The sequence below is a fragment of the Staphylococcus arlettae genome (assembly GCF_002902345.1).
GTDB lineage: Bacteria > Bacillota > Bacilli > Staphylococcales > Staphylococcaceae > Staphylococcus > Staphylococcus arlettae.
Map to the genome: position 1 here is coordinate 173207 of NZ_PPQB01000010.1, position 14375 is coordinate 187581.

Sequence of the window (14375 nt, forward strand, 5' to 3'; positions counted from 1 at the left end):
AATAAAACGTTATTTAGGAGCGATGACTATGGAATTATCAGAAATAAAACGTAATATAGAGCACAATGCTGACAAGTTAGAACAACTTAGGGGGTCTCTTTGACTTAGAAGAAAAAGAGACAAATATTCAAGAATATGAAGAAATGATGACTGACCCTAACTTTTGGGATGACCAAAATACGGCGCAGAGCGTCATTGATAAAAATAATGCTCTAAAATCTGTAGTAACCGAATTTAGAAAGTTAGAATCACAGCTAGAGGATATGGATGCTACACGCGAATTACTTGCAGAAGAACAAGATGAAGATATGCAAGCAGACCTAGTAACGCAAGTTCAAGCATTTAAAGGTGATTTAGATCAATTTGAATTACAATTATTATTAGATGGACCTTATGACGCAAATAATGCAATCTTAGAATTACATCCAGGTGCTGGTGGTACTGAATCACAAGATTGGACGAGTATGCTATTAAGAATGTACCAACGTTATTGTGAACAAAAAGGCTTTAAAGTTGAAACTGCCGATTATTTACCCGGTGATGAAGCGGGCGTGAAAAGTGTAACAATAGTCGTTAAAGGTCATAATGCTTACGGCTATTTGAAAGCAGAAAAAGGCGTTCACCGACTCGTTCGTATATCACCGTTTGATTCTTCAGGTAGACGTCATACGTCATTTGCATCGTGTGATGTAATTCCAGAATTTAATAATACAGAAATTGAAATTGATATTAATCCAGATGATATTACCGTAGATACGTTCCGTGCATCAGGAGCTGGTGGTCAGCACATTAACAAAACTGAATCAGCGATACGTATTACTCATCACCCTACAGGTATAGTAGTAAATAACCAAAATGAACGTTCACAAATTAAAAACCGTGAAGCTGCTATGAAGATGTTAAAATCTAAATTATATCAACTTAAATTAGAAGAACAAGAGCAAGAAATGGCAGCAATTCGAGGAGAACAAAAAGAAATAGGCTGGGGCAGTCAAATTCGTTCTTATGTTTTCCATCCATATTCTATGGTTAAAGACCATCGTACAAATAAAGAAACAGCTAAAGTAGATGCTGTGATGGATGGTGACATAGGGCCATTTATCGAAGCATACCTAAGAAGTCAAATGGATCAAGCTGAAGAGTAATACATTAATAGTTCCAACAGTAGACTTTGAAATATAGGATTAACAATTTACCTTATAGCGATAAACGACTATGTAAGTGCAATACTTTGCGATGACATACGTGATGATGGATTTAATAATTAAGCAAGCAATATATTGCTTGCTATGACTTTTCCACTTTTAAATTTTTGAAATATCAATGAATAGAAGGCATAATTTAAGTAACTTTAATAATTAAGTTGGTATGAAAATTGATTTTCTTGTTTGTTATAATAAAAGCAAGTATAATCATTGTTTAAACAAGGAGGCGTATGTCATGGGTGTACATCAATATTTTAAACGCTTATCCGATTTGGAAAAGTTAATCAGACTACCAGGAAAATTTAAATATTTTGAGCATAATGTAGCTGCGCATTCATTTAAAGTTACAAAAATCGCGCAATATTTAGCAACTGTGGAAGAGTATAACGGCAACGAAGTGGATTGGAAAAGCTTATATGAAAAAGCATTAAACCATGACTTTGCTGAAATTTTCACAGGAGATATTAAAACTCCGGTGAAATACGCTAGTGGCGAATTGAAAAAATTGTTTTCTCAAGTTGAAGAAGAAATGGTAGATACTTTTATTAGTGAAGAAATACCTACACCTTATCAAGATGTTTATCGAGAACGATTACAGGAAGGTAAGGATGATTCATTAGAAGGACAAATATTATCAGTTGCTGATAAAATTGACTTATTATATGAAACTTTCGGAGAAATTCAAAAACGTAACCCGGAACAGCTCTTCTTTGAAATTTATGAAATGTCTTTAGAAACAATTATGCAATTTGACCATTTAAGTTCGGTACAAGATTTCATAGACAACGTAATTCCTGAAATGTTAACTGAGAAATTTATTCCAAAATCTGAATTGCGTGAAACAACAATGGCAATTTTAAATAAAAGAAATGAGTGACATATATGATTTGGTATATACTCGCATCATTCTTCCCGTGTATACTTGTCATTTTATTTAGTGTGGTGACTAGAAGTAAATGGGTTGGTACAATTTTAGTACTCGTCTTAATCGGTGCATCGATTCAAAAAGGTTTTTTTCATAATGAGTGGATTATCTTTATTGATGTAGTATCCATACTTGCAGGGTACGTGATTATTGACCAATTACAATTGCATAAAAAAGAAGATGAAGATTAACGGGTATATACAATGTATAAACAGTTCGATTGCAATAAATGCTGTTTAATAAGTATACTTATATAACTCAATAACAAACATGAAAAAACAAACATAGTGTGAACTGTGTTTGTTTTTTTCTATGTGTGAGTGAGAGTAATCATTTTAAACGAACAAATGTTTGTATATTTCGAACAGAATCTGTTAAAATAGTATGCAAGTGAAATAGATTTTAAACAATTGATATAATTAATAATCTACAGTATGAGCAATGAATTAACTAACGTTAAACGTAATATATAGGAGGAATGTGTCACTATGGAACATTATCCATTCAAATTAGTTTCCGACTTTGAACCAGAAGGTGACCAACCGGAAGCAATTCGAAAAATTGTCAATGGTGTGAATGCAGGAGAACGACATCAAACCTTACTAGGTGCTACAGGTACAGGAAAAACATTTACGATGAGTAATGTAATTAAGGAAGTGGGCAAACCGACCTTGATTATTGCCCATAATAAAACCTTAGCAGGACAATTATACAGTGAATTTAAAGAATTTTTTCCAGAAAATAGAGTAGAGTATTTTGTAAGTTATTACGATTATTATCAACCAGAAGCATATGTACCTTCTACCGATACATTTATTGAAAAAGATGCTTCAATCAATGATGAAATAGACCAATTGCGACATTCTGCAACAAGTGCCTTATTTGAACGTGATGACGTTATAATTATTGCCAGTGTTAGTTGTATTTATGGTTTAGGTAATCCAGATGAATATCGTGATTTAGTTGTGAGTGTACGTGTTGGTATGGAAATGGATCGTAGTGAACTATTGCGCAAATTAGTAGATGTACAATATACGAGAAATGATATTGATTTTAGACGTGGAACATTTAGAGTGAGAGGCGATGTTGTAGAAATTTTCCCAGCCTCACGTGAAGAAATGTGTATCCGCGTTGAGTTTTTTGGAGATGAAATAGATCGCATTCGTGAAGTGAATTATTTAACAGGTGAAGTATTGAGAGAACGAGATCATTTTGCGATTTTCCCAGCTTCTCACTTCGTTACACGTGAAGAAAAAATGAAATCAGCAATACAACGTATCGAAAATGAATTAGCTGAACAATTAGAAAAATTACGCAGTGAAAATAAATTATTAGAAGCACAGCGTTTAGAACAACGTACCAATTATGATTTAGAAATGATGCGAGAAATGGGCTTTTGTTCTGGTATTGAAAACTATTCGGTGCACTTAACATTGAGACCGTTAGGCTCCACACCATACACATTATTAGATTATTTTGGAGACGACTGGTTAGTTATGATTGATGAGTCTCATGTTACTTTGCCTCAAATAAGAGGTATGTATAATGGTGACCGTGCACGTAAGCAAGTATTGGTGGATCATGGATTTAGACTACCTAGTGCACTTGATAATAGACCGCTCCAATTTGAAGAATTTGAGTCTAAAACACGTCAACTCGTTTATGTTTCTGCTACGCCAGGGCCATATGAATTAGAACATACCGATGAAATGGTCGAACAAATTATTAGGCCAACTGGTCTATTAGATCCAAAAATTGATGTACGCCCTACAGAAAATCAAATTGATGATTTATTAGGTGAAATCCAAGGACGTATTGAAAATGATGAACGTGTACTTATTACGACATTGACTAAAAAAATGAGTGAAGATTTAACGACCTATCTGAAAGAAGCGGGTATTAAAGTAAACTATCTTCATTCAGAAATTAAAACATTAGAACGTATTGAAATAATACGAGATTTACGTATGGGTACGTATGATGTCGTTGTAGGTATTAACTTATTACGTGAAGGTATAGATATACCAGAAGTATCCTTAGTTGTTATATTAGATGCTGATAAAGAAGGGTTCTTGCGTTCTGAACGTTCCCTTGTACAAACGATAGGTCGTGCAGCACGTAACAGTAAAGGTGAAGTTATTATGTACGGTGATAAGATAACGGATTCTATGCAATATGCTTTAGATGAAACAGAACGTAGACGTCAAATACAAATGGCTTACAATGAAAAACATAATATTACACCGACGACAATCAATAAGAAAATTCATGATGTTATTAGTGCTACGGTAGATTCAGATGAAACAAATGAACAACAACAAACAGAAGTACCGAAAAAACTTACGAAAAAAGAACGCGAAAAAACGATTCAAAATATCGAAAAAGAAATGAAGCAAGCAGCTAAAGACTTAGACTTTGAAAGAGCAACAGAATTACGTGACATGTTATTCGAATTAAAAGCAGAAGGGTGACATAAAGTATGAAAGAGCCATCAATTGTAGTAAGAGGGGCGAGAGCCCATAATTTGAAAGATGTTGATATCGAGATACCGAAAAATAAATTAATAGTGATGACAGGCCTTTCAGGTTCAGGTAAATCATCATTAGCATTTGATACGATTTATGCAGAGGGACAAAGACGTTACGTAGAATCATTAAGTGCTTATGCACGTCAATTTTTAGGACAGATGGATAAACCAGATGTAGATACGATTGAAGGTTTGTCACCAGCAATTTCAATCGATCAAAAAACAACAAGTAAAAATCCTAGATCTATCGTTGCAACTGTTACTGAAATTTATGATTATATTCGTTTACTTTATGCACGTGTAGGCAAGGCATACTGTCCAAATCATCATATCGAAATTGAATCGCAAACCGTACAACAAATGGTGGATCGTATTTTAGAATTAGAAGAACGTACAAAAATTCAACTATTAGCACCAATTGTCAATCATCGCAAAGGATCCCACGAAAAATTAATTGACGATATAAGTAAAAAAGGTTACGTGCGTGTGCGTGTAGATGGCAACATTATAGATGTAAATGATGTTCCTCAATTAGATAAAAATAAAAATCACACGATAGAAGTAGTCATTGACAGATTAGTGGTCAAATCAGGTATTGAAGCACGTCTTGCCGATTCAATTGAGACAGCATTAAATTTGGCGGAAGGGAATTTAGTCGTTGATATTATAGATGGCGATGAACTTAAGTTTTCTGAAAACCATGCTTGTCCGATTTGTGGATTCTCTATCGGTGAATTAGAACCACGTATGTTTAGTTTTAATAGTCCTTTCGGTGCTTGTCCTACCTGTGATGGTTTAGGTCAAAAATTAATGGTGGATTTAGATTTAGTAGTGCCAGATAAAAACGCTACATTAAATGATGGCGCAATTTTACCGTGGGAGCCTACTAGCTCTGATTATTACCCAACATTGTTAAAACGTGTATGCAAAGTTTATAAAATAAATATGGATAAACCATATAAAAAGTTAACAGATAGACAAAAAGATATTTTGATGTATGGTTCGAAAGGTAAAGAAATTGAATTTACTTTTGAACAACGTAACGGTCAAAAGCGTACACGTACGATGGAGTTTGAAGGGGTAGTTAACAACATCAATCGTCGTTATCACGAATCACCTTCAGAATATGTGAGAGAAATGATGAGTAAATACATGACTGAGTTACCATGTGAAACTTGTCATGGTCAACGTCTAAGTAAAGAAGCATTAGCAGTCTATGTAGCTGATTTAAATATCGGTGAAGTTATAAATAAATCAATTAAAGATGCATTGCACTTTTATGAAACGATTGAATTGTCAGCACAAGATCGTACAATTGCTGACCAAATATTAAAAGAAATCATTTCAAGATTGAAGTTTTTATTTAATGTTGGCTTAGAATATTTGACGTTAAATCGTTCTTCAGGCACTTTGTCTGGTGGTGAGGCGCAACGTATTAGATTAGCGACTCAAATCGGTTCACGACTATCAGGTGTCTTGTATGTATTAGACGAACCATCCATCGGTTTGCATCAACGAGACAATGATCGATTAATTGAGACATTGAAAGAAATGCGTGATTTAGGTAATACTTTAATCGTGGTTGAACATGATGATGATACTATGCGCGCAGCAGATTATTTAGTAGATGTTGGTCCGGGTGCTGGTAATCATGGTGGTGAGATTGTTGCGAGCGGTACACCGCAACAAGTTATGCAAGAAGCGCAATCTTTAACTGGTCAATATTTAAGTGGTAAAAAACAAATCGATGTACCTGAACATCGTCGAGAAATTACGCAACGACAAATTCACGTTACTGGTGCACGTAGTAATAACTTAAAAAATGTAGATGTATCATTCCCATTATCAACAATGACTGTAGTTACAGGTGTATCTGGTTCTGGTAAGAGTTCATTAGTTAATGAAGTTTTATATAAATCTTTAGCTAAAGAAATTAATAAGTCAAAAGTTAAACCGGGTGATTGTGACGCAGTGACTGGTATTGAAGAATTAGATCGTATTATAGATATTGACCAATCACCTATTGGGCGTACACCACGTTCAAACCCTGCTACTTATACAGGGGTTTTTGATAATATCCGTGATATTTTTGCACAAACTAATGAAGCCAAAATACGAGGTTATAATAAAGGACGCTTCAGTTTTAATGTCAAAGGTGGACGTTGCGAAGCATGTAAAGGTGATGGTATTATCAAGATTGAGATGCACTTTTTACCGGATGTATATGTTCCGTGCGAAGTTTGTGATGGTTCCCGTTATAATCGTGAAACATTAGAAGTAACATATAAAGGGAAAAATATCGCAGATGTATTGAACATGACCGCGGAAGAAGCGACTTATTTCTTTGAAAATGTACCTAAAATTCATCGCAAATTAAAGACACTTGTAGATGTTGGTTTAGGGTATGTGACTCTGGGTCAACCAGCTACGACGTTATCTGGCGGGGAAGCACAACGTGTGAAATTAGCTTCAGAGTTGCATAAACGTTCTACTGGTCGTTCGATTTATATATTAGATGAACCTACGACTGGATTACATGTAGATGATATTAGTCGACTTTTATCTGTACTTAATACGTTAGTTGAAAATGGCGATACAGTTGTCATTATTGAACATAATTTAGATGTCATTAAAACTGCTGATCACCTGATTGATTTAGGACCTGAAGGTGGCGATGGCGGTGGTACAATTATTGCTACTGGTACACCTGAAGATATAGCGGAAGTATCAGAAAGTTACACTGGACATTATTTAAAAACAGTATTAGCACGTGATAAAGCTAACCAAAAATCATAAGAATTTTAATTTAGAGCAAAGTAGTCATTTGATATAGCAAATGGCTACTTTGCTCTTTTTATGTGTCAGGACAAGGTTTATGAGACAAGGTCACAACGATGTACAACGCGAAAGCGCCTTTTTGTGACTAATCCATGTACCACCGTTGGTTGAATTATGGTAAGTTGAATTTAACCAATAAAGGGGGGATAAAAATTATAGAAACAGAAAATTATAAAATTATTCTTCAAATTGTCAAGAACCCCGCAATTAAAAGTAAAACCTTAGAAACGCAATTTAATTTGTCACGTCGGCAATTAAGTTACAGAATTGACAAAATTAATCAATGGCTTAGTAAAGCTTCATATGAACAAATAACACGGACGAAGCAAGGTCATTTTATCGTTGATCCTACTGTTAAGGAAGCGCTCAACATTGATGATGTCGATATATCTGTAAATGACAAAGAATTTTACAATGTAGAGCAACGTCAGTACATTATTTTATTAATGTTATTTAACTCTACACCTTATTTATCATTAGATCATTTTGCGTTAGATCTTAAAGTAAGTAAAAATACTGTGCTTAATGATATAAAAAAAGTGAAAACACAGTTAGCTCAATACAATTTAACGTTACGTTATTCTCGAAAACAAGGATATGCCTTAATGGGTGATGAATTACAAACACGTAAATTGGCGATCAAACTTATTATTAACAGTACACATACACAATTGTCTAGTCACGAGATGAGACATTTTCTAGGTGTAACTGAAGATGATATGACGATAATTAATAAGCAAATGACCAAGATTGAAAGTTTTTTACGGAAAAAGTATGTAGATCATAGTTTAAATCTGTTCCCATATTTACTGAATATATTTTTTAATCGTATTGAACAAGGTTACATCATTAACCATTTTAAAATAGATTATAGTGCTTTGTCAGATACACAAGAATACAAAGCTACAGAAATTTTATTGGAGCCATTTTCTGATGTACCTATGGAAGAAAGGTTATATGTTACTTTGCACTTACTATCAACGAGCATGCAATGGTCAGAACAGCCAGAAACTACTGCTTTTCCACAATTGAAGTCAGTGCTTATTACTACACTACAACGATTTGAACAAATAACCTGTATTCAATTTGAGAATAAAGATCAACTTTTGAAACAATTACTATGGCATATGAAACCCGCATTTTATCGTATTAAATATCAATTATCTGATATCCAAGAGTTAGAAAATCCATTACATGGAGAATATCGAGAGCTGTTTCATTTAGTAAAGCAATCGATCCAACCGCTTGAACATTATTTAGGTCAAACATTGCCTGATAATGAAATTGCATATTTAACAATGCTTATCGGTGGCAGTCTGAGACGACAAGATATTGATATTGAACAAAGCTTAAAAGCAGTTGTAGTGTGCACGCAAGGGCATTCTGTATCACAGATGATGTTGCAAGAACTTAGAGGCCTATTTCCAGAAATTATCTTTTTAGATGCTTTGTCATTATCAGCATTTAATAATTATTCTTTAGATTATGATATCGTCTTTGCGCCCATGCATGTGATGACTACAAAAACATTATTTATTACAAAATCGTTTTTAAATGCGCAGGAGAAAAAATTATTGCGACAAGAAGTGTTGAAAACGTTTGGAGATTCTACGGAAAATACAATGAATGTTGAAGCCTTTATGGAAACGATTAAAGCACATGCCAATGTGTTTGATGAGGAAGGATTATACGAACGTATTAAAGATCATTTAGCTTATCTCCAACCAATAAGTACGATTAATTCAGCAACATTATCTTTAAATAATGAATTGAATTTAAAAGATTTATTACCTACAACACATATAAAGCAATGTAATGAAGTTAAAACGATGGACGAAGCGATTGCATTAGCAAGTGAGCCATTATTAAGCGCACAATATATAGAACCTCAATATGTAGAAGCAATGCAACAACATTTTGATGATACTTATATGGTAATTCAAAATAACATCGCTATTCCACATGCCATGAGTGACGGTGGTGTAAAACGTACAGCTATGAGTATGCTCGTATTACAAGAGCCACTCATTATTAATAAGCAACATCCAATTCATATTATTGTTGTGATTGCTGCAACGGATAAGGTAAAACACTTGAGACCTTTGTTACAGCTAAGAGATTTGGCACAAAGCAACCAAGATATCAACTGTATTCAAGAAGCACAAACAATACAAGAAATCGTTCAAATTATTGAACAGTATTCCAAAATTGAATAAAAATGAGGTGCGCTTAGATGACAAAAATAAGTATTGAATCATCTAATGTTTTATTAGATGTACAAGTAGAATCAGCGTCTGAAGCTTTGCAGCAATTATCGCAAACGCTTTTTCAAAATGGTTATGTCAAAGCAAGTTATGAGTCAGCCGTAATAGCACGAGAACAAGAATTTCCGACAGGTTTGCCAACGAATTATTGTGGTGTTGCTATTCCACATACAGACCCACAACATGTAAATGATAAAGCAATCGGTATTGCTGTATTGGCAGAAGCAGTTCCTTTCGTAATGATGGGGGAAACTGAAGCAACAACACCAGTAAAAATAATTTTTATGTTAGCTATGGACAAAGGTGATGCACAACTAACATTATTACAAAAACTCATGTCCCTTTTGCAAAATGATGAAACATTAGCAACGTTAGCCGAAGCAACAAATAAGGAAACGATTGTCAGAGTGATAGAACAACAATTAGCAGAATAATTTATTATGTTCTGGTGATACAACACCAGAAAAAATATTCGAATATTCTGAAATTAAATTATCAATAAATAGTTAATATTAGGAGGAGTTATTTATGAAACAAGTATTAGTAGCATGTGGTGCAGGTATTGCAACTTCAACGGTGGTAAATAATGCAATTGAGGAAATGGCAAAAGAACACAATATCAAGGTGGATTTGAAGCAAATTAAAATTACCGAAGTTGGACCTTATGAAGATACAGCAGATTTATTAGTTACTACTGCAATGACGAAAAAAGAATATCATTTCCCAGTAATTAATGCACGTAATTTCTTAACAGGTATTGGTGTTGAAGATACTAAAAAAGAAATTTTAGAAGTGTTAAAACAATAACAACTCAATAAATTAGTAAAAAGGATCATTCAAAAATCATACTAGATAAACATAACGCATTATATTGTGATACAACCTAGTAAAAATGATCCTTTTTTATAAAGGGATGGAGCGATTATATGGATACTTTTGTAGATTTTATTAAAGGGTTTTTAGATTTAGGAGCAACAGTAATTTTGCCTATCGTTATATTTTTATTGGGGCTCTTCTTTAGACAAAAGGTTGGCGCAGCATTTCGTTCAGGTTTGACGATTGGTGTAGCATTTGTCGGTATCTTTTTAGTAATTGATTTACTTGTGAAAAATTTAGGTCCTGCAGCACAAGCGATGGTTAAGAATTTAGGTGTTAGCTTAAATGTAATTGATGTAGGTTGGCCTGCCACTTCATCTATAGCATGGGCATCTAGTATTGCAGCCTTTATTATACCTTTAGGTATTTTAATCAATGTGGCTATGTTACTTACGAAAACAACTAAAACAATGAACGTTGATATTTGGAACTTTTGGCATTATACATTTTGTGGTGCCATGGTGTATGCAGTGTCGGGTAGTATTTGGCAAGCCTTAGTGGCAGCTGTAATTTTCCAAATTGTCTGCTTAAAAGTAGCAGATTGGACAGCGCCAATGATGAGTGAATTCTTTGATTTACCGGGAGTGTCATTAGCTACTGGTAGTACAATTTCATACGCTCCAGGAATCTTCTTAGTTAAAGGGCTTCAAAAAATACCTGGCTTAAAAAAATTAGAAGCAGACCCGGATACAATTCAAAAACGTTTTGGTGCTTTTGGTGAATCTATTTTTGTTGGACTGGTATTAGGTCTAGCTATTGGTATTTTGGCCGGTTATGATCCAGGTAAAGTTATTAATTTAGGGATGTCAATGGCAGCAGTAATGGTATTAATGCCACGTATGGTAAAAATTTTAATGGAAGGTTTAATGCCTGTCTCGGAATCTGCACGTACTTGGTTGAATAAGCGATTTGGAGAACGTGAAATCTATATCGGACTAGATGCGGCAGTAGCACTCGGTCATCCAGCAGTCATTTCTACAGCATTAATTTTAGTGCCAGTTACAGTATTACTAGCAGTTATATTACCTGGTAACCAAGTATTACCTTTTGGTGACTTAGCAACGATACCTTTTGTTGTAGCGTTTATCGTAGGAGCTGCACGTGGAAATATTATACATTCAGTTATTGTAGGTGCAATTATGATTGCAATCTCTTTATATATTGCTACAGATGTTGCTCCGATATTTACAGAAATGGCAAGTGGCACAAATGTTGAAATGCCTAAGGGTAGTTCGCAAATTTCAAGTATTGACCAAGGCGGTAACATACTAAATTGGATTATTTATAAATTCTTCAATTTATTTAACTAGTGGAGGAGTGAGACATAATGAAAGGTTTAGTAAAAACGCAAGCTGGGTTTGGACATTTAGCATTACAAGAGCAAACAATTGCTGCTCTAGGTGACGACGAGATTAAAATAAAAGTACATTATGCGGGTGTATGTGGTACAGATATTCATACGTATGAGGGACACTACAACGTAAATTATCCAGTGACATTAGGTCATGAATTTGCTGGTGAAATTGTGGAATTAGGCAACAATGTAGAAGGCTTTAACATTGGTGACCGTGTGACATCAGAGACAACGTATTATATTTGTGGACAATGCCAATATTGTGCTACAGGTGACTATAATTTATGCAGTAAAAGAAGGGGACTAGGAACGCAACAAGACGGTGCATTTGCTCCGTTTGTTATTGCACGAGCGGCAAGTGTACATCGATTACCAGACAACGTCACTTATCAAGCTGCTGCAATGACTGAACCACTAGCTTGTGCACATCATGCCGTTGCTAAAATTGATGTTAAAAAAGGTGATAAAGCGGTAATTATGGGGCCCGGACCGATTGGATTATTAGTTGCTCAAGTTGTGAAAAGCAAAGGTGCAGAGATTATTATTACTGGCTTAGACAATGATCAAGCGCGATTAGATAAAGCAGCTGCGTTACAACTAGACCATGTTGTAAATTTGCAACATACCAATTTGCAACAATACACTGACGATCTAACTTCAGGTTATGGTGTTGACATAGTTATTGAATGTTCAGGTGCGGTTCCAGCAGCTAACCAAGGATTATCCTTATTAAGAAAAAAAGGTAGTTTTGTACAATTAGGTATATTTAAAGACGATAAAATTGAATTTGATATGGATAAAGTAATTCAAAAAGAGATTACGGTGGTAGGTAGTCGAAGTCAAAAGCCAGCGGATTGGGAGCCATCATTACAATTACTTAGCGATGGTTCGGTCAACGCTGAGACTTTAGTTACTAAAATTTTGAACATTAGTGAATGGGATACCGCATACCAACATATAAAAAGTGGAGAAGGAATTAAAGTTTTACTCAAACCAGTGGAATAATACGTTAAGAGGGAGACGATACTATGGTCGAAGCTATGTTAGATTTTATGATTGGACCGATGAGACAGCTTACAGACGTCTATATGGAACATCAATTGATATGTAATACTGCTGTGATTGCGAGTTATTTTGCAGCTATATTTGTGAAAAAACAAAGGGTAAAGCAAGATAATAGTTAAAATAAGATAGCACCGGTGTGTTTTAAGCTACCTTTTAGGGAAAGAGGGATGATATGAAGGCTTTGAATTTATATGGTGTTGAGGATATCAGATGCGAAGAGACAGTAATGCCAACGATTGTTAATCCAGATGATATACTGATAGAGGTTAAAGCAACGGGTATTTGCGGTTCTGATAGTTCAAGATATAAAAAATTAGGACCTTATATTAAAGGTATGACGTTTGGTCATGAATTTTCAGGGGTTGTCGCTGCTGTAGGGGCAGATGTGTCAACGGTGAATAAAGGTGATGCAGTCGTTGGTTGTCCTGCCATCGTTTGTTATGAGTGTGAATACTGTGAAAGAGGTGAGTATGCACGCTGTAACAATTTATTTGTGACAGGCTCATATCGACCAGGATCATTTGCTCAATATATTTGCTTGCCAGAAAGTAATGTCTTACCTATGGATGAAGCTATTGGATTTGAGCAAGGTGCTATGATAGAGCCGTCCGCAGTGGTGGCACATGGTTTTTATCAGTCACAAATTAAACCTGGAGATACAGTTGCGATAATAGGTTGTGGTAGCATTGGCTTACTTGCAGTACAATGGGCAAAAATATTTGGTGCAGCACAAATCATTGCCATAGATATTGATGATAATAAATTGACGCTTGCACAACAATTCGGTGCCGATATTTTAATTAATTCACACACACAATCATTGGCACAACAAAAAGAGCAATTGTTTCCCTCTGGTGTTGATTTAGCTGTTGAATCTGCGGGGGCGCCACAAACGATAAACGATGCCTTGATGTTGCCCCAAAAAGGTGGCGAAGTAATCTTAATAGGTATTCCTTATGCTGATATGGTTATTGAACGTCAATACTTTGAAAAAATATTACGCAATGAATTAAATGTTATAGGTTCTTGGAATGGTATATCTAGTCCGTTTCCAGGTAAAGAATGGAAAGTCACATTACATTATATGGCTACAGGTGACTTAAATGTAAAACCAATGATTACCACAAGAGTGGCTTTAGATGAAGGACCAGAAATATTTGATAAACTCGTAAATCATAAAGAAAAGTACAATAAAATTATGTTTATTCCATAACTAACAAAAAACCAGTGCTATATTTTATCATTATAAAATGTGGCGCTGTTTTTTATTGTTATAAAGAGGATGATTGCTAAATCTTAAAAAATTTTATAATTTAGAAGT

12 protein-coding genes are annotated in these 14375 nt (G+C 34.7%); all 12 read left to right on the top strand.

The window, feature by feature from the left end:
* Positions 1–28 precede the first annotated feature (28 nt).
* The 12 genes from prfB to CD036_RS04585 all read left to right on the top strand — a co-directional run bounded on the left by prfB (position 29) and on the right by CD036_RS04585 (position 14267).
* A protein-coding gene (prfB, locus tag CD036_RS04535) for a peptide chain release factor 2 (protein ID WP_103388071.1) occupies positions 29–1145 on the top strand; the annotation gives its coding sequence in 2 pieces (ribosomal slippage) (positions 29–100 and positions 102–1145; 1116 coding nt in all).
* Positions 1146–1440: 295 nt separating this feature from the next.
* The gene (locus CD036_RS04540; RefSeq protein ID WP_002509842.1) at positions 1441–2082 is read left to right on the top strand and encodes a YfbR-like 5'-deoxynucleotidase; all 642 of its coding nucleotides are present in this window, start codon (positions 1441–1443) and stop codon (positions 2080–2082) included.
* Between the two features lie 5 nt (positions 2083–2087).
* Positions 2088–2321 carry a CsbA family protein gene (locus CD036_RS04545; protein WP_002509841.1) on the top strand — a complete coding sequence of 78 codons (234 nt, stop codon included), beginning with the start codon at positions 2088–2090 and terminating at the stop codon, positions 2319–2321.
* Positions 2322–2618: 297 nt separating this feature from the next.
* Complete coding sequence (gene uvrB / locus CD036_RS04550; RefSeq protein WP_021459135.1) at positions 2619–4601, top strand: excinuclease ABC subunit UvrB; 1983 nt, start codon at positions 2619–2621, stop codon at positions 4599–4601.
* Positions 4602–4609: 8 nt separating this feature from the next.
* Entirely contained in the window at positions 4610–7453 is a 2844-nt protein-coding gene (uvrA, locus tag CD036_RS04555; protein WP_103388072.1) for an excinuclease ABC subunit UvrA, read from the top strand.
* Between the two features lie 134 nt (positions 7454–7587).
* Positions 7588–9711 carry a BglG family transcription antiterminator gene (locus CD036_RS04560; protein ID WP_103388073.1) on the top strand — a complete coding sequence of 708 codons (2124 nt, stop codon included), beginning with the start codon at positions 7588–7590 and terminating at the stop codon, positions 9709–9711.
* Positions 9712–9728: 17 nt separating this feature from the next.
* Positions 9729–10193: a PTS sugar transporter subunit IIA gene (locus tag CD036_RS04565; protein WP_002509837.1), complete on the top strand. Its 465-nt coding sequence runs from the start codon at positions 9729–9731 to the stop codon at positions 10191–10193.
* Positions 10194–10287: 94 nt separating this feature from the next.
* Entirely contained in the window at positions 10288–10566 is a 279-nt protein-coding gene (locus CD036_RS04570; protein WP_002509836.1) for a PTS sugar transporter subunit IIB, read from the top strand.
* A gap of 119 nt (positions 10567–10685) precedes the next feature.
* Complete coding sequence (locus CD036_RS04575) at positions 10686–11945, top strand: PTS galactitol transporter subunit IIC (protein ID WP_002509835.1); 1260 nt, start codon at positions 10686–10688, stop codon at positions 11943–11945.
* A gap of 17 nt (positions 11946–11962) precedes the next feature.
* Positions 11963–12994: a zinc-binding dehydrogenase gene (locus tag CD036_RS04580; protein ID WP_002509834.1), complete on the top strand. Its 1032-nt coding sequence runs from the start codon at positions 11963–11965 to the stop codon at positions 12992–12994.
* A 23-nt stretch (positions 12995–13017) separates the two neighbouring features.
* Entirely contained in the window at positions 13018–13173 is a 156-nt protein-coding gene (locus CD036_RS13130; protein WP_002509833.1) for a hypothetical protein, read from the top strand.
* Positions 13174–13226: 53 nt separating this feature from the next.
* Complete coding sequence (locus tag CD036_RS04585; protein WP_103388074.1) at positions 13227–14267, top strand: galactitol-1-phosphate 5-dehydrogenase; 1041 nt, start codon at positions 13227–13229, stop codon at positions 14265–14267.
* The last annotated feature ends 108 nt before the right edge of the window (positions 14268–14375 follow it).